Source organism: Frankia umida, from assembly GCF_023242945.1.
In the GTDB taxonomy this organism is placed as follows: domain Bacteria; phylum Actinomycetota; class Actinomycetes; order Frankiales; family Frankiaceae; genus Frankia; species Frankia umida.
In genome coordinates, this window is sequence record NZ_JALKFT010000009.1 from 160,359 (window position 1) to 181,027 (window position 20,669).

The following is a 20,669-nucleotide window of genomic DNA, read 5'->3' on the forward strand; positions in this document are numbered from 1 at the left end:
GTGACCCCCGCAGCCGGCTCCGCGGACGCCGCCACGTCGGTGTCCCTCGTCCTCGTCCAGGGCGATGAGGATCTCCTGGTCGGGCGGGCGGTGCGCACCGTGGTCGACGCCGCGCGGGCGCGGGACCCCGAGGTGGAGATCGTCGACCGGGCCGCGGGGGAGCTGACCGAGGCGGATCTGGTCGATCTGAGCGCCACGTCGATGTTCGGCGGTGGTCGGGTGGTGGTGGTCCGCGGCGGGCAGGACCTCGGCGACGAACTGCGCGACGCCCTGCTCGTCCACATCGGCCGGATGCCGTCCGACGTCGTGCTCGTCCTGGTGCACTCGGGCGGGGTACGTAACCGCAGACTGGCCGACGCGATGAAGGCCGCCGGTGCGCGGGTCATGCCCGCGGCGAAGATCACCCGGCCGCGGGATCGGCATGACTTCGTGGTCGCGGAGGTACGCCGGCTCGGCGGGCGGATCAGTGAGGGCGCCGCCCGGGCCCTGCTCGACGCCGTCGGCGGTGACCTGCGTGAGCTGGCCGCGGTGTGCGACCAGCTGGTGGCCGACACCGAGGGTGGCCTGCTCGACGAGGTCGCGGTGGCCCGCTTCCACCGGGGTCGGGCGGAGGCGTCCGGCTTCGCGGTCGCCGACGCGATCATCGGTGGTGACCTGCCGCGGGCGCTGACACTGCTGCGTCAGGCGATGGAGGGCGGGACCGCACCGGTGCTGATCTCAAGCGCGATCACCGGCGGGTTGCGGGAACTCGCTCGGGTCTCCGCCGCCGGCGGGGGTAACAAGGCCGACCTCGCCCGGGTGCTGAAGATGCCGGACTGGAAGGTCGAGAAGGCGGCCCGGGCCGCCCGGGCCTGGTCCGATCCGGGGCTCGGGCACGCCCTGCGCGCGGCCGCACGGGCCGATGCCGGTGTCAAGGGGGCGTCCGTCGACGCGGGCTACGCCCTGGAGAAGCTGCTGCGTGAGGTGGCCGTGGCCCGCGCGCACGCGCGGGACCGATCCCACCGAGGAGGGTGAGAATGACGGAGTTGCGGGTGCTGCCGGCCGGCTGGGCCCGGGGCACACTGGTCACGATCACCGGGCTGCTGACCGTGGTCGTCGCACTCGGGGATCTGGCCAGCGCCTGGGTCGTGCTGGTGCTGCCCCTGGCCGTCGCCGCTGTCGTCGGCTACCACGAGGTACTCGAACGGCTGGTGCGCCCGCGGCCGCCGACGGTGGGCGCGGGTGACGATGGTGCGGGTGCGACCGGGTACGCAGAAAAGCCGGGGGCCGACGGCACCCCGGCCTGACCGGACGACGTCAGCTGGCGGTCAGCTTCGCGTGGGCGCGGGCCAGCGCCGACTTGCGGTTCGCGGCCTGGTTGAGGTGGATGACACCCTTGCTCGCGGCCTTGTCGAGCTTGCGGTTGGCGGCACGCAGCGTGGTCTCGGCACGCTCGACGTCGCCGGCGTCCACAGCCTCACGGAAGCGCCGGACGTGCGTCTTGAGCTCGGACTTGACCGCCTTGTTGCGCAGCCGCCGCTTCTCGTTGGTGAGGTTGCGCTTGATCTGCGACTTGATGTTGGCCACGCGGAGGAACCTCTGAATGTCGAGTCGGGATGGTGCCCGGCCGCGAGGGTGCCCGGCCGGGATCGTGCGGAAGTCATCGTACGGCCACCGGCCGCGTGCGCAGATTATCAAACCGGATGTCGCCCGGTGCGCGGCGGCGTCGGCTCCTGGCACGATGCAGGTCGCCGGCTCCTGGCACGATGAACAGTGAGGCCGTCCAGAATCCCGGCACGGGAGGCGCTCCCGTGACCCTCGCGAGCGAAACGAGAACCTTCCGCGTGTCCGCAGCCCCGCACCTGTCACCCGGCGCCGATCCGGCGATGATTCGCAACTTCTGCATCATCGCGCACATCGACCATGGCAAGTCGACCCTTGCCGACCGCATGCTCGGTGTGACCGGCGTCGTGGATGCGCGCAACATGCGTGCGCAGTACCTCGACCGGATGGACATCGAGCGTGAGCGCGGAATCACGATCAAGGCGCAGAACGTGCGGCTGCCCTGGCGGGCCGACGACGACCGTGACTACATCCTGCATCTCATCGACACGCCCGGGCATGTGGACTTCAGCTACGAGGTCAGCCGCTCGCTCGCCGCCTGCGAGGGTGCAGTGCTGCTGGTCGACGCGGCGCAGGGCATCGAGGCGCAGACGCTGGCCAACCTGTACCTGGCGATCGAGAACGACCTGACGATCATCCCGGTGCTGAACAAGATCGACCTGCCGGCGGCGCAGCCGGAGAAGGTCGGTGCCGAGATCGCGGCCATCATCGGCTGCGACCCGGACGACGTGCTGCGGGTCTCGGGCAAGACCGGCCAGGGCGTCCCCGAACTGCTCAACGAGATCGTCCGCCAGATCCCGGCCCCGGTCGGCGACCCGGACGGCCCGGCCCGAGCGATGATCTTCGACAGCGTGTACGACATCTACCGTGGAGTGATCACCTACGTCCGGGTGATGGACGGGACCCTGACCACCCGGGACCGCTGCCTGATGATGTCGACGGGCGCGAGCCACGAGACGCTCGAGGTCGGCGTGATCTCCCCGGACCCGCACCCCACCGGGTCGCTGTCGGTCGGTGAGGTCGGGTACGTCATCCCGGGGGTGAAGGACGTCCGCCAGGCCCGCGTCGGCGACACGATCACCACCTCCCGTCGGCCGGCCACGCAGATGCTCGGCGGCTACCGCGACCCGCTGCCGATGGTCTACTCGGGGCTGTATCCCATCGATGGCAGCGAGTACCCGGCGCTGCGGGAGGCCCTCGACAAGCTGCAGCTCAACGACGCCGCCCTGACCTACGAGCCGGAGACGTCCGCGGCGCTGGGCTTCGGTTTCCGCTGCGGTTTCCTCGGCCTGCTGCACCTGGAGATCGTCCGGGAGCGACTGGAGCGCGAGTTCAACCTCACGCTCATCTCCACCGCGCCGAACGTCGTCTACCGGGTGGTGATGGAGGACCGCTCCGAGCTGACCGTCACCAACCCGAGCGACTGGCCCGGTGGCAAGATCGCCGAGGTGTACGAGCCGATCGTGCAGGCGATGCTGCTGCTGCCGACCGACTTCGTCGGCGCGGTCATGGAGCTGTGCCAGGGCCGGCGCGGCGTGCTGGGCGGGATGGACTACCTGTCCGCCGACCGGGTGGAGCTGAAGTACACGCTGCCGCTTGGCGAGATCATCTTCGACTTCTTCGACTCGTTGAAGTCCCGGACCCGCGGGTACGCGAGCCTGGACTACGAGCCGGCCGGAGAGCAGCTCGCGGATCTGGTCAAGGTGGACATTCTGCTGCAGGGGGAGGCGGTTGACGCCTTCTCCGCGATCGTGCATCGGGAGAAGGCCTACGCCTACGGCGTGTCGATGACCTCCCGGCTGCGCGAACTCATCCCACGTCAGCAGTTCGAGGTGCCGATCCAGGCGGCGATCGGCAGCCGGATCATCGCCCGGGAGAACATCCGGGCGATCCGCAAGGATGTGTTGGCCAAGTGCTATGGCGGTGACATCACCCGCAAACGCAAACTGCTGGAGAAGCAGAAGGAGGGCAAGAAGCGGATGAAGACCATCGGACGGGTCGAGGTGCCGCAGGAGGCCTTCATCGCGGCGCTGTCCACCGATGCGGGAAAGGCCAGCCCCACCGGCAGGTAGTGGCGCGGCCGCGGGGACTTTCGGTGGACGGTGCCGGCTGCGGCGCCGTCCACCGGCCCGCGGATCACCCGGCGGGCAGTGGCGCGGCGCGCAGGGGAATCGGTTCGGTCACCGGCTCGACGAACGGGTGTGCCAGCGCCGGGACGAGCGGGACGTGGGGTTGGCCCATGACGCTCGCGGCGGCGCTGGAGCGATACACGGTGGTGCGGGGTGGGAGCAGCGCGGAGATCTCCGACAGCACAGGCCTGGTGTCCTCGTCCATGACTGGATCTTTTCGTATCGGGTGCCACTGATCCACGACCCGCCGCCCATAATCCTCCGTTCTGCCCACAACAACGGCAAAACGTGACCCCCCGCCGAGCGTGCGCGGGCGCGCGTTCCGGGGTATCCGCGCGTGGTCCCCCCGTAGCTCTCCCGGGCGGTCCGGCACATCGGACGAACATTGCGTTGCCGTAAACCCACCTGTCGGGGGCACACTGGGGGCATGCCACAAAAGCCTCCCGACGGGGCAGCTCCCCCCGACGACGGCGTGCTGCCCGCGGCCGCGCTGACCGAACTGGCCGAGCGTCCGTTCGGGGTCTACATACACGTGCCGTACTGCGCGGCCCGCTGCGGCTATTGTGACTTCAACACCTACACGGCGGCCGATCTCGGCGGCGCCCTGGTCTCGTCGGTGGGTCTGACGACCTTCGTCGACATCGCCGGTGCCGAGATCCGCCTGGCCCGCCGGGTGCTGGGTGAGGTCGGGCGCCCGGTTTCGACGATCTTCCTGGGTGGCGGCACGCCCACGCTGCTGTCACCCGCTGATCTCGCCCGCCTGCCGCGGCTGATCGCCGACGAGTTCGGGCTCGCCGCGGACGCGGAGGTCACCACCGAGGCGAACCCGGAGTCGGTCGATCCCGCCCAGCTCGAGCAGCTGCGGGCCGCCGGCTACACCCGGATCTCGTTCGGCATGCAGAGTGATCGTCCGCATGTGCTCGCCGCGCTCGACCGCCGGCACACCCCGGGTCGGGTGTCCGAGGTGATGCGGTGGGCCCGCAAGGCCGGTTTCGAGCAGGTCAGCCTCGACCTGATCTACGGTGCGCCGGGGGAGTCGGATGCCGACTGGCTGGCCAGCCTGCGGGCCGCCGTCGACCTCGGCCCGGATCATGTCAGCGCCTACGCGCTCACCGTCGAGGACGGCACGAAGCTCGCCCGCCGGGTGCGCCGAGGTGAACTGCTCGAACCCGACGACGACCTGCTCGCCGACCGGTACGTGCTGGCCGACGAGGTGCTCGGCGCGGCGGGCCTGGCCAACTACGAGGTCAGCAACTGGGCGCGTGACCCCGCCGCCCGCTGCCAGCACAACCTCGGCTACTGGCGTGGGGACAACTGGTGGGGGTTCGGCCCCGGCGCCCACAGCCACGTCGGCGGCGTGCGCTGGTGGAACGTGCGCCATCCGGCGGAGTACGCCGCCCGGCTCGGCGCGGGGCGCAGTCCGGCGGCCGCCCGCGAGGAGCTTGACCCCGACACCCGAAGGGTCGAGCGGATCATGCTCGGTGTGCGTCTCGCCGAGGGGCTCGCCTTCGACGAGCTGGACGAGCCTGGCCGGGCCGCGGCGCGGGACCTGGCCCGCTCGGGTCTGGTCGAACCCGGCGGGCTGGAGTCGGACGTCGTGCGTCTTACCCGCCGTGGCCGGCTGCTCACCGACACGGTGGTACGCGCCCTGCTTGCCGACTGAGCCGTCCCGCCACATCCGGCGGGAACCTTGCCAGGAACCTCGTCGGTCTGTTGTGTGACGGCTTATGTTGGGTGCCTCGAGTCGGGGCGGCGGGCTACACTTGGCACTCGCAGTAGCCGAGTGCCAGGCCCGGTACCGGTCGGTGCAGGTCCGGCCAACCGGTCACGTCACGCCTGCCGAAGGGGGTGCGACCGCGTGCTGGAGGATCGGCGTCTGGAAGTCCTTCGTGCCATTGTGGAGGACTTCGTCCTGAGCAATGAGCCGGTGGGTTCCAGGGCGCTGGCGGAGCGGCACGGCCTCGGCGTCTCGCCCGCCACCGTGCGCAACGACATGTCCGCGTTGGAGGAAGAGGGCTACATCACGCAGCCCCACACCAGCGCCGGGCGGATTCCCACCGACAAGGGCTACCGGCTGTTCGTCGACCGGCTCTCCGGCGTCAAGCCGTTGTCGCGGGCCGAGCGGCGGGCGATCCAGAGCTTCCTGGAGGGCGCGGTCGACCTCGACGACGTGGTCAACCGCTCGGTGCGGCTGCTCGCCCAGCTCACCCGGCAGGTCGCCGTCGTGCAGTACCCGACGATGTCCAGCAGCAGCCTGCGCCACATCGAGGTCGTGCTGCTCAGTCCACGGCGGCTGCTCATGGTGATCATCACGGACACGGGTCGGGTCGAGCAGCGGATCATCGAGAGCCTGACCCCGGTGGACGAGGAGATCGTCGGCGAGCTGCGCCACACGCTCAACTGCGCGCTCGCCGGGCAGCGCCTGACCGACGCCCCCGAGGCCGTCTCGGTCCTGCCGGACCTGACCCGACCCGAGCTGCGGCCGTGTGTCGCGACGATGGCCGGGGCGGTGCTGGAGACCCTGGTGGAGCCGCAGGAGGAGCGGATCGCCATGGCCGGCACGGCCAACCTCACCCGCGCGACCGTCGACTTCGCCGACTCGCTGCGCTCGATCCTCGAGGCGCTCGAGGAACAGGTCGTGTTGATGAAGCTCATCGGGTCGGCGCGGGAGACCGGTACTGTAACAGTACGCATTGGCCGAGAAACGGACGTGGACGCCCTGCGGTCGACGGCGGTCGTGGCCACCGGCTACGGTCGTGGACCTTTCGCGCTGGGCGGCATGGGCGTGGTCGGGCCGATGCGGATGGACTATCCGTGGACGATGGCGGCCGTGCGGGCCGTCGCCAAATACGTGGGTGAACTCTTGGGTGCCGACTGATGGCCGTGGACTACTACGCTGTTCTCGGCGTGCGTCGAGACGCGTCGAACGACGAGATCAAGCGGGCCTACCGCAAACTGGCCAGGGAACTGCATCCCGACGTCAACCCCGACCAGGAGGCGCAGCAGCGTTTCCGGAGCGTGACCGCCGCCTACGAGGTGCTGTCCGACCCGGAGAAGCGGCAGATCGTCGACCTCGGGGGTGACCCGCTGGCCCCCGGTGGGGGCGGCGGTGCCTCGCCGTTCGGCGCCGGTTTCGGTGGCCTCGGCGACATCATGGACGCGTTCTTCGGTGGTGGTTCCAGCCGTGGCCCGCGTTCGCGGGTGCGCCGCGGCAACGACGCGCTGCTGCGTATCGAACTCGACCTCGCCGAGACGGCCTTCGGTGCCACTCGTGAGATCACCGTCGACACCGCCTCGGTCTGCACGACCTGCACCGGTGCCGGCGCGATGCCGGGCACCCACCCGTCCACCTGCTCCACCTGCGCCGGTCGCGGTGAGGTCCAGCAGGTCACCCGCTCCTTCCTCGGGCAGATGGTCACCTCGCGGCCGTGCCCGCGCTGTTCGGGTACCGGCACGGTGATCGAGCACCCGTGTCGGGACTGCGGCGGTGACGGCCGGGTCCGCAAGCGCCGCACCCTCACCGTCAAGATCCCCTCCGGGGTGGAGGACGGGATGCGCATCCGGCTCTCCGGGGAGGGCGAGGTCGGCCCTGGCGGTGGGCCCTCCGGTGACCTGTACGTCGAGGTGTCCGAGCGGCAGCACGCGGTGTTCACCCGGGAGGGCGACGACCTGCACTGCGAGCTCCCACTGCCGATGACCTCGGCGGCGCTGGGCACGTCCGCCACTTTGGAGACGCTCGACGGCACCGAGACGATCGCCGTCAAGCCCGGCACCCAGCCGGGCGAGGTCATCCGCCTCGCCGGCCGTGGGGTGCCGCACCTGCGCGCCGCCGGCCGTGGCCACCTGCACATCCACATCAACGTGGAGACGCCGACGAAGCTCGACGCCGAGCAGGAGCGGTTGCTGCGCGAGCTCGCCAAGCTGCGCGACGAGGAGGCCCCGGTGATCGTCGGCGGGGCGACCGGTGGTGGCGCCAGCGGGCTGTTCCGCCGCCGAGGTTCACGGCGCGGGCGCTGAGGACCGAGGACCCCCGCTGACCAACGCCCTGTTCCATCTGCGCCCGCTGCCCGCGGGCGAGGTCGTCACCCTGGCCGGCCCCGAGGGCCGGCACGCGGCCACGGTGCGCCGGTTGCGCCCCGGTGAGCCGGTTGATCTCACCGACGGCGCCGGCCGGGCGCTGGAATGCGAGGTCGTCGCCGTCCGCCGGGACGAGATCGACTGCGCCGTGCGACGGCGGGTCGAGGCGGCGGCGCCCGGCGTGCGCCTGGTCGTCGCCCAGGCGCTGGTCAAGGGGGATCGCGGGGAACGCGCCGTGGAGATGCTCACCGAGGTCGGCGTCGACGAGATCGTGCCGTTCGCGGCGGCCCGCTCGGTGGTCCGCTGGGAGGGTGAACGCGGTGCCCGGGCGCGGGAACGCTGGGTCCGCACCGCGCAGGAGGCGGCCAAACAGTCCCACCGCCTGCACTGGCCGACGGTCGCGCCGCTGGCGAGCCTCGCCGAACTCGCCCGCCGGGCCGCCACCGCGACCACCGTCGCCGTCACCCTGCACGAGCAGGCCACGCACGGGCTGGTCGGACTGCTGCGCGACCGACCGGGCAGCGACGAGCGGTCGGGCAGCGACGAGCGGTCGGGCGACGGTGGGATGGGGGAGATCCTGCTCGTCGTCGGGCCCGAGGGCGGCCTCACCGACACCGAGGTGGACGACCTGCGCACGGCGGGTGCGGCGGTGGCCCGGCTCGGGCCGACCGTGCTGCGGACGTCGACCGCCGGAGTGGTCGCCGCGTCGATCGTGCTGGCCGAACTCGGTCGTTGGGACGGGTCGGGCTGAGGTTGGCTAGACTGGATATTCGACACTGCAGGTAACCCCACAGCCGAGAGGTGCCGCGGCCGTCACCGGCCGCTCTCTATGCCCGAATCCGCCACGCCTTCCGTCGCGTCGCCCGCCCCGGTCACGACGCGCATCGTCGTTCCCGGACCGCACAGCATGGTGAGCCTGCTCGGCCATCAGGACGAGCTGCTGCGCACCATCGAAGGGGCCGTCGCCGCCGACATCCACGTCCGCGGCAACGAGATCACCATCACTGGTGCGCCGGCCGACAACGAGCTCGCCAGGAAACTGTTCGTCGAGCTCATCGCACTGCTCGACGCCGGTACGGAACTCACCCCGCAGCACGTCGACCATTGCCTGGCGATGCTGCGCAGCGGAGCGCAGGAGCGCCCCGCCGAGGTCCTCACCCTCAACATCCTGTCGAACCGTGGTCGCACGATCCGGCCGAAGACGCTCAACCAGAAGCGTTACGTCGACGCGATCGACGCCCACACCATCGTGTTCGGTATCGGTCCCGCCGGCACTGGCAAGACCTATCTGGCGATGGCGAAGGCCGTGCAGGCGCTGCAGGCGAAGAAGGTCAACCGGATCATCCTGACCCGTCCGGCGGTGGAGGCCGGGGAGCGGCTCGGCTTCCTGCCCGGCACCCTGTACGAGAAGATCGACCCGTATCTGCGGCCGCTGTACGACGCGCTGCACGACATGATCGATCCGGATTCGATTCCCCGGCTGATGCAGAGCGGCACGATCGAGGTCGCGCCACTGGCCTACATGCGTGGCCGGACCCTCAACGACGCGTTCATCATCCTGGACGAGGCGCAGAACACCTCGCCCGAGCAGATGAAGATGTTCCTGACCCGACTCGGCTTCGGAGCCAAGATCGTCGTCACGGGCGACATCACCCAGGTTGACCTGCCCAGCGGCACCCGCAGTGGCCTGCGGGTGGTCCGCGAGATTCTCGACGGGCTGGACGACGTCCACTTCGCGTCGCTGACCAGCGCCGATGTGGTTCGTCACCGGCTGGTCGGCGAGATCGTCGACGCCTACGCCCGCTGGGACGCCGCCGAGGACGCGGGTGCGGCGGGCGCGGGCTCGGGTGCTGCTGCTGGCGCGGGTGCGTCGTCGGCGTCGGGTCGATCCGCCCGTCGGGACCGACGGTGACCGTTCCGGCGGTCGGAGAGGACCGCTGATGGCCGTGTTCGTCGCGAACGAGTCCGGCGCCACCGACGTCGACGAGGTGCTGCTGACGGCGCTCGCCCGGTTCGTCCTGGACGCGATGAAGGTCAGCCCGCTCGCGGAGCTGTCCGTCCTGCTCGTCGAGGAAAAGGCCATGACCGACCTGCACGTGCGGTACATGGGCGAGGAGGGTCCCACCGACGTCCTGTCGTTCGCGCAGGACGAGGCCTTCGACGCCTCCTGGTCGGAGTCCGGCGACGATGATCCGACGCTGCTGCTCGGCGATGTCGTGCTCTGCCCGTCGGTCGCGCATCGCCAGGCCGAGCAGGCCGGGCACGCGTTCGAACGTGAGCTGCACCTGCTGTGCACCCACGGCATCCTGCACCTGCTCGGGTTCGACCACGCCGAGCCGGACGAGGAACGCGAGATGTGGAAGATCCAGAATCGGCTGCTGTCCGCCTGGGACACCGCGGTGAAGGCCACCCCCACCCGGTCTGCCACGACCGCCGGCGAGGCCACCCGCGGGGGCACGTCCACGGTGGACGGGCCGGTGGACGCGGCGGGCGCGTCCGGTGCCGCGGGCGGAACATCCGACGCGGGTGAGGGCACGGGTGCGGCGGGCGGGACTGGCGAGACCGGTCCGGCCGACGAACGCTGACCGGAGATCGTCGACGATGAGCTCCGGCACTCTGGTACTGCTCTTCCTGACCGTGGTCGGTTCCCTGGCCGCCGCCGGCTTCGGCTGCGTGGACGCGGCCCTGACCCGGGTCTCGCGGGTCGCCGTCGACACGTTCGCCCGGGCGGGTCGGGCCGGCGCGGTGAGCCTGTCACTGATCGTCACCGACCCTGGCCGCTACCTGGCGCCGCTGCTGTTGCTGCGGATCGCCGCCGAGATGCTGGCGGCGGCCTGTCTGACCGTGCTGTTCGTCCATGCCTACGGCTCCGGCTTCGCCGCGGTCGGACTGGGCGCGCTGGTGGCGACACTGATCGCCTACATCCTCGTCGGCGTGATGTTTCGGACCGTCGGCCGCCAGCACGCACCCGGGGTGGCCCTGGCCACCGCCGGGATCACGGTGCGGCTGGCCCGCATCCTCGGCCCGCTGCCCCGGCTGCTCATCGCGTTCGGTAACGCGGTGACCCCCGGCCCCGGCTACCGCGACGGGCCGTTCGCCTCCGAGGCGGAACTGCGTGACCTGGTCGACCTCGCGCAGGAGAACGAGGTCATCGAACGCGAGGAACGCGACATGATCGCGTCCGTGTTCGAGCTCGGCGACACCGTGGTACGCGAGGTGATGGTGCCTCGCCCGGACATGGTGTTCATCGAGTCGACCAAGTCGGTGCGCCAGGCCCTCTCACTGGCGCTGCGCAGCGGGTTCTCCCGCGTCCCGGTCATCGGCGACAGCGTGGACGACGTGGTCGGGATCGCGTTCCTCAAGGACATGGTCCGCCACGAGCGCGCCGAGGACGCCCCGACGCACGACACCGCCGGCGCGGGACGCGACACGGTCGTGTCGGAACACGAGGTCGCCGTCGCGGAGATCATGCGGGCACCGGCCCTGGTGCCCGAGAGCAAGCCCGCCGACGACCTGCTGCGTGAGATGCAGGCCTCCCGTACCCACATGGCGATCGTCATCGACGAGTACGGTGGAACAGCCGGCCTGGTGACCATCGAGGACATCCTCGAGGAGATCGTCGGTGAGATCACCGACGAGTACGACAACGAGGTGGCCCCGGTGGAGTGGCTCGACGCCGACACCGCTCGGGTAACCGCCCGCCTCGACGTGGACGATCTCGGTGAGATGTTCGATCTGGACGTCGACGAACTTCCCCGGGCGGACGACTCGGTCACCGTCGGCGGCCTGCTGGCGACCGCCCTTGGTCGGGTCCCGATCCCGGGTGCCAGCGCGACCGTCGCCGGCCTGCGGCTGACGGCCGAGCGGGCGGCGGGTCGCCGCAACCAGATCGGCACGATCGTCGTCGCCCGGCGACCCGCCCCGGCGCCCGGCGAGGCACCCGCCACCAACGGTTCGTCGAAGCAGAGCGCGGCAGAGCAGCGAAAGGTGATCTCGTGACGACCGATCCGTCCGTGTCCGGCCCGGTTGCGGCTGTCGGCGGGCCTGGCCCGGAGCTTGCCGCCGAGGACGCGAAACTGCTCGTGCTGGCTCGCTCCGCCCGCCTGCGCGCCTATGTCCCCGCCGGAGCCGTCCCCCAGGGCGCGGCGTTGCGGGACACCGACGGCCGCACCTACAACGCCGCCACCCTCGGCCTCGCCCGCCCGGAGCTCGCCATCTCGGCGTTGCGTGCGGCGATCGCCGCGGCCGTGTCCAGCGGTGCCCGGCGTTTCGAGGCCGCCGCCGTCGTCACCGGCGAGTCCACCGCCGACCTGGCGGCCGGCCCGAGCGCCGACGACCTGGCCACCCTGGCCGAGTTCGGCACCGGCGTTCCCGTGTTCGTGGCCGGACCCGACGGCATTCTGCGCGCAAGGACCACCAGCTGACATGGCCGCCTCCCGCTCCACCCGCTCATCGGGCGGTTCCCGGCCGCTGGCCGCCGCGTCGTCCAACCTGGTGCCAGTGGGCGAGAGCCCGCCCGGCTACCGGGCCGGGTTCGCCTGCTTCGTGGGCCGGCCCAACGCCGGCAAGTCCACGCTCACCAACGCTCTCGTCGGGTCCAAGGTGGCCATCACCAGCGGCCGGCCGCAGACCACCCGGCACGCCATCCGCGGCATCGTGCACCGCGACGACGCCCAGCTCATCCTCGTCGACACCCCCGGCCTGCACCGGCCGCGGACCCTGCTCGGCCAACGGCTCAACGACGTCGTGCGGGCCACGCTCTCCGAGGTGGATCTCGTCGGGTTCTGCATGCCCGCCGACGAGCCGCTGGGCCGCGGCGACCGGTTCATCGCCGAGGAACTGGCCCGGCTGCCCAAGCGCACCCCGATCATCGCGATCCTCACCAAGACCGACAAGGTCGCCGACCACGACCGGGTCGGCGCGCGCCTGCTGGAGGTCGCCAAACTCGGCGACTTCCATGACATCGTCCCCGTCAGCGCCGTGCGCTCCTTCCAGGTGGACGTGCTCGCCGACGTGCTCGTCTCGCACCTGCCCACCGGCCCCGCGCTCTACCCCGACGGTGAACTCACCGACGAGCCGGAGCAGGTCATGGTCGCCGAACTCGTCCGGGAAGCCGCGTTGGAGGGTGTTCGCGACGAGCTGCCGCACTCCCTGGCCGTCGTCGTCGAGGAGATGATTCCCCGCGAGGACCGCCCCGCCGATCGTCCGCTGCTGGACGTGCGGGTCCATGTCTTCGTGGAACGTCCCAGCCAGAAGGCGATCGTCATCGGCGCCGGCGGCTCCCGGCTCAAGGACGTCGGTTCCCGGGCCCGCTCGCAGATCGAGGCGCTGCTCGGCACCCCCGTCTTCCTCGACCTGCACGTCAAGGTGGCCAAGGACTGGCAACGCGACCCCCGCCAGCTGCGTCGTCTGGGCTTCTGACCCGACCGCCGTTACGCGTCACCTTGTCCCGTCCGGCGCCACCAGCCTCGTCGAGGCCGCTGTGGGCTCGTGCTGGTCGACGTGTCGGCGTCCTGCGGTGCCGCTGGTCCTGATCCGCCCCCTGGCGGAGCAGGGGCCTCTGGTGGCGCCGCGGGCTCGTCCGAAAGCGTGGTGGGGGCGGTCGGGGGAAGCGGTGCGGTCGGGGGAAGCGGGGCGGGTGGGGTGTGCAGGGCGGGGGCGGTGTCGTCGAGGGCGGCGAGGATGAGGGCCTGGCGGTTGGTGAGGATGAAGGTCTTGAGCTCGGAGGGTTGCAGGGCGTAGCGAGCCAGCTTCTTGCTGTACAGGTCGATGCGCTCAACGTCGTAACGGCCTTTGGCGGGGTTGGAGAACTCCTCCCCGGTGCGTAGCGAGAGGTCCATCGAGACCAGTCGGCAGACGAAGAAGTGGGACACGGCGAGACCACCGTTGCGGGGTGGGCTCATGAAGAACACCGGTTGGACGCGGTCGACGACCGCACCGAGCTCCTCGGCGAGCTCGCGGTGCAGAGCAGCCTCCACCGAGGCGTCCTCGGGGTCCACCCCGCCGCCCGGGGTTGACCAGTACGGCTTGCGCTTGGGCAGGGTCCGGCGGAACAGGATCAGCTGTCCGCTGTCGTCGATCAGAATCGCCCGCGCCGCCCGCCGCACCACCCGCACCCAGCCATCATCCGCAATGACCGGGGTGTCGTGCGGGGATGTCCCGGCTCGCCGCGGGGGCGGCCACGACGGGTGAGCCCGTCCATACCGGCAGTTCTCGGATGCGGGAGGGTCGGATACGGGCGGTCGCAGGGCGGGCCGGGCACCAGGCAACGGGGAGCCACCGGACGTCCTGTCGACGCGGGCGCGGAGACGTCGGGCTACCTCGCTTTACCCTGCCACCGGGGGCTCGTGCAACCATGGGCGGGTGCCGGTGTATCGCGATGAAGGGGTGGTGCTGCGTACGACCCCGCTCGCCGAGGCCGATCGCATCATCACAGTGCTGACCCGGCGCACCGGGCGGGTGCGGGCCGTGGCCAAGGGAGTGCGCAGGACATCCTCCCGCTTCGGCTCCCGCCTGGAGCCGGGGACGTACGTCGACCTGCTGCTGCACGAGGGGCGGGCGCTGGACACGGTCACCCAGGCCGACATCATCGCGCCCTACGGCACGACGATCGCCATCGACTACGCCCGGCACACAGCGGCCGCGGTGATGCTGGAGACCGCCGAACGGCTCACCAGTGAGGAGCGTCAACCGGCGCTGCGACTGTTCCTGCTGCTCGTCGGCGGCCTGCGCACGCTCGCGGCCGGGGAGCGCCCCCCGCCGCTGGTGCTGGACGCCTTCGTGCTGCGTGCGCTGGCGGTCTCCGGGTACGGGATGGCGCTCGACGACTGCGCCCGGTGCGGGGAGCCGGGTGAGCATCTGTCGCTGTCCGTCGCGGGCGGCGGAATGGTGTGTGCCCGGTGTCGTCCGCACGGCGCGGCGTCGGTGTCGGCCGGGGCGGTGGCGTTGCTGACCGATCTGCTGCGCGGCGAGTGGGACGGCGCACTGCGCAGCGACCTGCGGGCCCGGCGGGAGGCCGGTGGCATCGTCGCGGCCTACCTCCAGTGGCACCTCGAGCGAGGGCTGCGCGCGCTGCCGCATCTGGAACGGGCGTGAGGAGATGGCCGGGGTGGGGGGATGCGCTGCAGGGGAGCGAAGGCGGACATGGTGAGGTGTACGGCGACAACGGCGGCGACGGCGGTCAGCCGGAGGGCGCCGGCAGGGGGACGGTGTGGCGATGGCAGGTGACGGCGTGGCGGACAACGGCGTGGCGGACAGTGGCGTGGCGGACAGTGGCGTGACGGGCGACGGTGTGCGGGCCGCCGGTGTGACGGATGACGGCTCGGCGCTGCCCCGGCCGGATCTCGGGAGGTAGGCAGTGACTGTTCGAAATGATCTGGCGACTCGCTTTCGGGAGCCGCACCCGCACCCGTCCGGAGCCCGGCCCCCGACGCTGCCGGCGAATCTGATCCCCAAGCACGTGGGCATCGTGATGGACGGCAACGGCCGATGGGCGAAGGTGCGCGGGCTCGCCCGGACCAAGGGCCACGAGGCCGGCGAGGACGCGCTGTTCGACTGCGTCGAGGGCGCGATCGAACTCGGTGTCCGCTGGTTGTCGGTGTACGCGTTCTCGACGGAGAACTGGAAGCGCTCCCCGGAGGAGGTCGCCTTCCTGATGCGTTTCACCGACCGCGTGTTCGGCCGCCGCATCGACGACATGGACGCCCTCGGCGTTCGGGTCCGCTGGGCGGGACGGCGACCGCGGCTGTGGGGCAACGTGATTCGCCGCCTGGAGGCGTCCGAGGAACTCACCCGGGACAACGACCGGCTCACCCTGGTGATGTGCGTCAACTACGGCGGTCGTGCGGAGATCGCCGACGCGGCCGCCGCGATCGCCCGGGACGTCCGGGAGGGCCGGCTGCGCCCGGACCGGATCGACGAGGCCACGGTTGGCCGCTACCTGGACGAGCCCGACATGCCCGATCTGGACCTGGTCATCCGCACCTCCGGGGAGAAGCGTCTGAGCAACTTCCTGCTCTGGCAGGCCGCCTACGCCGAGCTCTCCTTCGTCGACACCCTGTGGCCCGATTTCGACCGTCGCCACCTGTGGTCCGCCTGCGAGGAGTTCGCCCGCCGGGACCGTCGCTACGGCGGTACCGTCGCCCATCGTGCCTGACCCCGCGCCTCCGGTGCTCGCGCAGATCGCCTTCCAGCTCCCCGCCGCCCCCGACCCGACGCTGGACGGGCCCGGATTGGGCGGGTCCGGGTCGGACGGGCCCGGGCTGGCCGAGTCGGTGCCGGATGTCGCGGGGGCTGGATTCGCCGTCTCGGCACGCGCGGCACTGGCAGCGCTGGCGCGGTGCGCCGGGTTTCGTAGCGGACGACTGGCCCGCGCCCTGGACGCACCCGGGACCTGGCTGCTCACCACCGAATGGGACGGCCCCGGCGCCTGGCGGAGGGCGCTGTCCTCGTTCGACGTGCGGTGCACGCTGACGCCCCTGCTCGTCCATGCCGTGGACGCCCCGGGCTCCTTCGAGGTGCTCGCCGAGGTCACGGTGCTCGCCGAGGTCACGGTGCCCGCCGAGGTCACGGTGCCCGGGGCGGCCGGACTCGAGCCGGGAAGGTCGTCGCGGGTCTACCGCTCCGACCGGGCCGCCGATGCCGACGTCGCGGCGCCCGGGCTCGGCCTCGACCGGTAGGCCTGGGCGGTCCTTCCTGGATCAGGGGGCCGGGGCGGCCAGAACCGCGATGTGGTCGCTGGGCACGGTGAGGACAGGAGAGTCCTCACGGCGTCGAAGTGTCGGTGCCGACCGGTAGCCTCAAGGCGATCGTGCACGGTCGGCACGCGCGGAGGGTCGCGCGGGGGTGAGGCCGTGCGCGCGTGGTGACCGTGCAGAGCCGAGGAGCCGAGGCCAGACCGATGTTGACCATGCAGGACGCTTTGCTGGCGCTGACCCGCTACTGGACCGACCGGGGCTGCATGATCATGCAGCCGTTCAACACCGAGGTCGGCGCCGGTACGCTCAACCCGGCGACGGTGCTGCGGGTACTTGGTCCCGAGCCGTGGCGGGTGGCGTATGTGGAGCCCTCGGTGCGTCCGGATGACTCACGCTACGGGCAGAACCCCAACCGGTTGCAGACGCACACCCAGTTCCAGGTGATCCTCAAGCCCGACCCCGGCAACGCCCAGGAGCTCTACCTGGGTAGCCTCGCGGCGATCGGGGTGGATACCGCCGCCCACGACGTCCGGTTCGTGGAGGACAACTGGGCGTCCCCGGCGCTTGGCGCGTGGGGCCTGGGCTGGGAGGTCTGGCTCGACGGGTTGGAGATCACCCAGTTCACCTACTTCCAGCAGGCCGGTGGGCAGAGTCTGGACGCGATCAGCGTCGAGATCACCTACGGCATGGAGCGCATCCTCATGGCACTGCAGGGGGTGCGTCACTTCAGTGAGCTCACGTATGCCCCGGGAGTGTCGTACGGGGAGGTGTTCGGCCAGTCGGAATACGAGATGTCGCGGTACTACCTCGACGACGCCGACATCGACACCGTCCGGCGGATGTACGCGGACTACGCCGGCGAGGCCCGCCGGCTGATCGACGCACGGCTTCCCGTGCCGGCGCACTCCTATGTCCTGAAGTGCTCGCACGCGTTCAACATCCTCGACTCCCGGGGGGCGGTGTCCACGACCGAGCGGGCGACCTCGTTCGCGCAGATGCGCGGGCTGTCCCGTGAGGTCGCGGCGCTGTGGCGGGAACGGCGCGAGGAACTCGGTCATCCGCTGGGCATCGCCGAGCCGCCGGCACCGGCCGTCGCGGCCACGGGGGGCGCGCCGGTGGTGGCACCCTCGACGCTGCTGTTCGAGATCGGCACCGAGGAGCTGCCGGCCGTCGAGGTGACCCGGACGATCGCGGCCGTGCGCGCGGGGCTGGTCGAGCGGCTGGCCGCGACCCGCCTCACCCATGGCGAGGTGCGGGTGACGGGCACCCCGCGGCGCATCGTCGCCGTCGTCGACGAGGTCGCCCCGCGCGAGCCCGACGTCGAACGCGTGGTGCGTGGGCCGCGGGCGTCGGCCGCCTACGACGCGGCCGGTGCTCCCACGAAGGCCGCCCTCGGTTTCGCCCGCGGCCAGGGCGCCGACGCGGCGGACCTGCGGACCGTCGACCATCGCGGGGTCGAGCACGTCGCGCTGGTGCGGACCGACACCGGCCGCGACGCCCTTGAGGTGCTGGCCGGGCTGCTCGGTGACGTGGTGGCGGGGCTGCGCGGCGAGCGCAACATGCGGTGGAACGACCCGGCCCTGTCGTTCAGCCGGCCGGTGCGCTGGCTGGTCGCGCTGCTCGGCGAGACGGTGGTGCCGGTGGCGGTGGCGAGCCTCGCCGCCGGGCGGACCACCCGCGGCCACCGGCGAGCGGGCTCCCCGCTGATCGAGGTGGGCCAGGCCGCCGGGTATCCCGAGCTGCTCGCGGCGCACGGCATCCTGCTCGACCCGGCGGAGCGCCGCGAGGTGATCGTCGAGCGGGCCGCGAAGCTCACCGCCAACCAGGGCGGGCACATCGACCCGGTCGCCGACGCCGGCACACTCGCGGAGGTGACGAACCTGGTGGAGTATCCGCGGCCACTGCTCGGCGCCTTCGAGGCCCGCTTCCTCGAGCTGCCCGCCGAGATCCTCACCACCGTCATGCGCAAGCACCAGCGTTACCTGCCGGTGCGGGACTCCTCCGGCCAGCTGCTGCCCGCGTTCGTCGCGGTACCCGACGGGCAGGTCGACGAGGCGCTGGTGCGCGCCGGCAACGAGGACGTGATCCGCGCGCGGTTCGCCGACGCCGCGTTCTTCTACGACGCCGACGTCACGGTCGGGCTGGAGACGTTCCGGGCGAATCTGGCCCGACTCACCTTCGAGCAGCGCCTCGGTTCGGTCGCCGACCGGGCCGACCGGATCGGCGCGCTCGCCCGCGCACTCGCCGACGAGATCGGCCTCGTCGACGACGAGCGGGTCACCCTCGACCGGGCCGCGGCCCTGGCCAAGTTCGACCTGGCCACCCAGATGGTGATCGAGCTGTCCAGCCTGGCCGGCACGATGGCCCGCGAGTACGCCCGGCGCGCCGGGGAGACCGAGGCGGTCGCCCTCGCCCTGTTCGAGATGGAACTGCCCCGACGCGCCGGCGATGAGCTGCCCGCGTCGACGCCCGGCGCCCTGCTGGCCCTCGCCGACCGGCTTGACCTGCTCGTCGGCCTGTTCGCCCTGGACGCGGCCCCCACCGGAAGCTCCGATCCGTTCGGGCTGCGCCGCGCTGCCCTCGGCGCGGCGGCGATCCTCGCCGGCCAGCCGCGCCTGGCCGGCCTCTCGGTGGCCGACCTGCTCGCCCGCGCCGCCCAGCGCACCCCCGTGCCGGTCAGCGCCGAAGCACTCCAGGCCGCCGAGGTGTTCGTCCGCGGGCGGTACGCCCAGCAGCTGCTCGACAGCGGTGTCGACCACCGGCTGGTGACGGCCGTCGGGCCGCTCACCGGCACGCCCGTGCGGGCCGCCGACACCCTGGCGACCCTGCGCACCCTGCTCGAACAGCCCGGTTTCGCGGTCCTCACCGCCGCGCTGCAACGAGTCCGCAGGATCGTCCCCGCCGGCACCCCCGCCACGGTCGATGCCGCCCGGCTCACCGAACCCGCCGCCGCCCGCCTGCTGGGCGCGGTCACCGACCTGGCCGCCCGCCTCACCACCGGCACCGCGCCAGCCGGTACCGCGCCCGGGGCTGTCCCGCTGGCCGAGCTCGTGGCGGCGGCCACGGCGGTGGAGCTGCCGGCGGCTGTCGACGGCTTCTTCGACGGGCTCATGGTGATGGATCCCGACCCGGCCGTGCGCGCGGCCCGGCTGGGGCTGCTCGCCCGCATCCGCGACCTCACCGCGGGCACCCTGGACTGGGAGGCACTCGGTTAGCCCAGCCCGAACGGACCGGTCCGTTGCGCCCGTCAACTGGCCCCTTCCGGCCAGTTGACGGCTGATGTGGCCGGTTTTGACGGGTTGCTGTGGGCGGGGCCGTCTGGGCGGGGACGGGAGGGGCTAACGTCCTGCGAGTGGGTCTGTCCGTTCCTGGCCGAGTCGTCCGACCATTTCGAGCTTTTCGTCCGTTCAGCGCGGACTGGTATCGCGTCCGCTGGTGGCGGTGGGCGATCCGGGTCGCGGCGACGCTGACCGTCGGGTCGGTCGTGCTGGCGGCGGTGACGGTCGTCCAGGTGTGGTGGGTCGGGCGGGAGGATCACCATCCCCGCTCGGACGCGCTGGTCGTGCTGGGGGCGTCCCAGTACGACGGACGTCCCTCCGCGGTGTTCGCCGCTCGCCTCGACCACGCCGCGGTGCTCTTTCGCGCCGGCGTCGCACCAGTGGTGATCACGATCGGTGGCAAGCAACCGGGCGACCGGTACACCGAGGCCGAGGCCGGCGCCGCGTATCTGCGTCGCCACGGCGTCCCGGCCGAAAAGGTGATCGTGATTCCCGAGGGATCGGACACACTCGGGTCACTGACGGCGGTCGCCGGTGTCATGAACGCCCGGCACCTGCGCTCCACGGTCATCGTCACCGATCCATGGCACAGCCTGCGTTCCCGCACGATGGCCCGCGATCTGGGCCTGGCCGCGCAGACCTCGCCGGTCACCAGCGGGCCGTCCGTTCATGGAATCGACACCAGGTTCCACTACATCGTGCGCGAGGGAATTGGTTACCGTTGGTACCAGCTGTTCCACCGCGCCTCGCCGCCGGAGGCCACGTCCAGCGCGGTGTGACCGGGCATCCGGGGCAGCTCGCGGTTGCGGAGCCCTCCGAGGTGGGGCTGCGGTTGGCGCTGACCGTTCGTCGATGTGACCTACCAGCGGCTCGTGCGGCCCCCTTCG

General features: G+C 71.7%; 21 protein-coding genes. 18 read left to right on the forward strand and 3 right to left on the reverse strand.

Annotated elements, in window-relative coordinates; all coding sequences use genetic code 11:
• Together holA and MXD59_RS11710 are read left to right on the forward strand one after the other, a co-directional pair.
• Positions 1–1,014: a DNA polymerase III subunit delta gene (holA, locus tag MXD59_RS11705; protein WP_248824694.1), complete on the forward strand. Its 1,014-nt coding sequence runs from the start codon at positions 1–3 to the stop codon at positions 1,012–1,014.
• Between the two features lie 2 nt (positions 1,015–1,016).
• Complete coding sequence (locus tag MXD59_RS11710) at positions 1,017–1,286, forward strand: hypothetical protein (protein WP_248824695.1); 270 nt, start codon at positions 1,017–1,019, stop codon at positions 1,284–1,286.
• A gap of 10 nt (positions 1,287–1,296) precedes the next feature.
• Here MXD59_RS11710 and rpsT read toward each other — a convergent pair whose 3' ends face one another.
• Positions 1,297–1,566, reverse strand: coding sequence for a 30S ribosomal protein S20 (gene rpsT / locus MXD59_RS11715; protein WP_163547862.1), 270 nt, complete (start codon positions 1,564–1,566; stop codon positions 1,297–1,299).
• Positions 1,567–1,823: 257 nt separating this feature from the next.
• Here rpsT and lepA point away from each other — a divergent pair, with 257 nt between their 5' ends.
• Complete coding sequence (gene lepA / locus MXD59_RS11720) at positions 1,824–3,674, forward strand: translation elongation factor 4 (RefSeq protein ID WP_308222647.1); 1,851 nt, start codon at positions 1,824–1,826, stop codon at positions 3,672–3,674.
• A 64-nt stretch (positions 3,675–3,738) separates the two neighbouring features.
• Here the strand turns inward: lepA and MXD59_RS11725 are convergent, their stop codons facing one another.
• Positions 3,739–3,936: a hypothetical protein gene (locus MXD59_RS11725; protein WP_248810617.1), complete on the reverse strand. Its 198-nt coding sequence runs from the start codon at positions 3,934–3,936 to the stop codon at positions 3,739–3,741.
• A 222-nt stretch (positions 3,937–4,158) separates the two neighbouring features.
• Here MXD59_RS11725 and hemW point away from each other — a divergent pair, with 222 nt between their 5' ends.
• The 9 genes from hemW to era all read left to right on the forward strand — a co-directional run bounded on the left by hemW (position 4,159) and on the right by era (position 13,229).
• Positions 4,159–5,394 carry a radical SAM family heme chaperone HemW gene (gene hemW / locus MXD59_RS11730; protein ID WP_248810616.1) on the forward strand — a complete coding sequence of 412 codons (1,236 nt, stop codon included), beginning with the start codon at positions 4,159–4,161 and terminating at the stop codon, positions 5,392–5,394.
• A gap of 195 nt (positions 5,395–5,589) precedes the next feature.
• Complete coding sequence (gene hrcA / locus MXD59_RS11735) at positions 5,590–6,609, forward strand: heat-inducible transcriptional repressor HrcA (protein WP_248824696.1); 1,020 nt, start codon at positions 5,590–5,592, stop codon at positions 6,607–6,609.
• A complete protein-coding gene (gene dnaJ / locus MXD59_RS11740; RefSeq protein WP_248810614.1) occupies positions 6,609–7,748 on the forward strand; it encodes a molecular chaperone DnaJ in 1,140 nt (379 codons plus the stop codon). The genes hrcA and dnaJ overlap by 1 nt, the downstream gene beginning before the upstream one ends.
• 28 nt (positions 7,749–7,776) lie before the next feature.
• Positions 7,777–8,559: a 16S rRNA (uracil(1498)-N(3))-methyltransferase gene (locus tag MXD59_RS11745; protein WP_248824730.1), complete on the forward strand. Its 783-nt coding sequence runs from the start codon at positions 7,777–7,779 to the stop codon at positions 8,557–8,559.
• Positions 8,560–8,637: 78 nt separating this feature from the next.
• Positions 8,638–9,720, forward strand: coding sequence for a PhoH family protein (locus MXD59_RS11750; RefSeq protein WP_248824697.1), 1,083 nt, complete (start codon positions 8,638–8,640; stop codon positions 9,718–9,720).
• A 28-nt stretch (positions 9,721–9,748) separates the two neighbouring features.
• Positions 9,749–10,393: an rRNA maturation RNase YbeY gene (gene ybeY / locus MXD59_RS11755; RefSeq protein ID WP_372512041.1), complete on the forward strand. Its 645-nt coding sequence runs from the start codon at positions 9,749–9,751 to the stop codon at positions 10,391–10,393.
• Positions 10,394–10,409: 16 nt separating this feature from the next.
• Positions 10,410–11,807, forward strand: a complete 1,398-nt coding sequence (locus tag MXD59_RS11760) for a hemolysin family protein (RefSeq protein ID WP_248824698.1) — start codon at positions 10,410–10,412, stop codon at positions 11,805–11,807.
• Complete coding sequence (locus tag MXD59_RS11765) at positions 11,804–12,232, forward strand: cytidine deaminase-like protein (RefSeq protein ID WP_248824699.1); 429 nt, start codon at positions 11,804–11,806, stop codon at positions 12,230–12,232. Before MXD59_RS11760 ends, MXD59_RS11765 begins: the two co-directional genes overlap by 4 nt.
• A 1-nt stretch (position 12,233) precedes the next feature.
• A complete protein-coding gene (era, locus tag MXD59_RS11770) occupies positions 12,234–13,229 on the forward strand; it encodes a GTPase Era (RefSeq protein WP_248824700.1) in 996 nt (331 codons plus the stop codon).
• A gap of 11 nt (positions 13,230–13,240) precedes the next feature.
• Here era and MXD59_RS11775 read toward each other — a convergent pair whose 3' ends face one another.
• A complete protein-coding gene (locus MXD59_RS11775; protein WP_248824701.1) occupies positions 13,241–13,924 on the reverse strand; it encodes an NUDIX domain-containing protein in 684 nt (227 codons plus the stop codon).
• A 247-nt stretch (positions 13,925–14,171) separates the two neighbouring features.
• Here MXD59_RS11775 and recO point away from each other — a divergent pair, with 247 nt between their 5' ends.
• The 6 genes from recO to MXD59_RS11805 all read left to right on the forward strand — a co-directional run bounded on the left by recO (position 14,172) and on the right by MXD59_RS11805 (position 20,561).
• The gene (recO, locus tag MXD59_RS11780; RefSeq protein WP_248824702.1) at positions 14,172–14,903 is read left to right on the forward strand and encodes a DNA repair protein RecO; all 732 of its coding nucleotides are present in this window, start codon (positions 14,172–14,174) and stop codon (positions 14,901–14,903) included.
• Between the two features lie 121 nt (positions 14,904–15,024).
• On the forward strand, positions 15,025–15,162 hold the full coding sequence (locus tag MXD59_RS11785) for a hypothetical protein (protein ID WP_248824703.1): 138 nt from the start codon (positions 15,025–15,027) through the stop codon (positions 15,160–15,162).
• A gap of 3 nt (positions 15,163–15,165) precedes the next feature.
• Positions 15,166–15,963, forward strand: coding sequence for an isoprenyl transferase (locus tag MXD59_RS11790; RefSeq protein WP_248824704.1), 798 nt, complete (start codon positions 15,166–15,168; stop codon positions 15,961–15,963).
• The gene (locus tag MXD59_RS11795; RefSeq protein WP_248824705.1) at positions 15,956–16,486 is read left to right on the forward strand and encodes an antibiotic biosynthesis monooxygenase; all 531 of its coding nucleotides are present in this window, start codon (positions 15,956–15,958) and stop codon (positions 16,484–16,486) included. The genes MXD59_RS11790 and MXD59_RS11795 overlap by 8 nt, the downstream gene beginning before the upstream one ends.
• 221 nt (positions 16,487–16,707) lie before the next feature.
• Positions 16,708–19,719: a glycine--tRNA ligase gene (locus MXD59_RS11800; protein ID WP_248824706.1), complete on the forward strand. Its 3,012-nt coding sequence runs from the start codon at positions 16,708–16,710 to the stop codon at positions 19,717–19,719.
• A 137-nt stretch (positions 19,720–19,856) separates the two neighbouring features.
• A complete protein-coding gene (locus MXD59_RS11805; RefSeq protein WP_163547850.1) occupies positions 19,857–20,561 on the forward strand; it encodes a YdcF family protein in 705 nt (234 codons plus the stop codon).
• Positions 20,562–20,669 lie beyond the last annotated feature (108 nt).

Bases quoted from the DNA above. Each gene is read 5' to 3' on its own strand.
- MXD59_RS11710 (WP_248824695.1), top strand. From the start codon at position 1,017: ATGACGGAGTTGCGGGTGCTGCCGGCCGGCTGGGCCCGGGGCACACTG.
- MXD59_RS11725 (WP_248810617.1), bottom strand. From the start codon at position 3,936: ATGGACGAGGACACCAGGCCTGTGCTGTCGGAGATCTCCGCGCTGCTC.
- hemW (WP_248810616.1), top strand. From the start codon at position 4,159: ATGCCACAAAAGCCTCCCGACGGGGCAGCTCCCCCCGACGACGGCGTG.
- dnaJ (WP_248810614.1), top strand. From the start codon at position 6,609: ATGGCCGTGGACTACTACGCTGTTCTCGGCGTGCGTCGAGACGCGTCG.
- MXD59_RS11750 (WP_248824697.1), top strand. From the start codon at position 8,638: ATGCCCGAATCCGCCACGCCTTCCGTCGCGTCGCCCGCCCCGGTCACG.
- ybeY (WP_372512041.1), top strand. From the start codon at position 9,749: ATGGCCGTGTTCGTCGCGAACGAGTCCGGCGCCACCGACGTCGACGAG.
- MXD59_RS11760 (WP_248824698.1), top strand. From the start codon at position 10,410: ATGAGCTCCGGCACTCTGGTACTGCTCTTCCTGACCGTGGTCGGTTCC.
- era (WP_248824700.1), top strand. From the start codon at position 12,234: ATGGCCGCCTCCCGCTCCACCCGCTCATCGGGCGGTTCCCGGCCGCTG.
- MXD59_RS11785 (WP_248824703.1), top strand. From the start codon at position 15,025: ATGGCAGGTGACGGCGTGGCGGACAACGGCGTGGCGGACAGTGGCGTG.
- MXD59_RS11800 (WP_248824706.1), top strand. From the start codon at position 16,708: ATGTTGACCATGCAGGACGCTTTGCTGGCGCTGACCCGCTACTGGACC.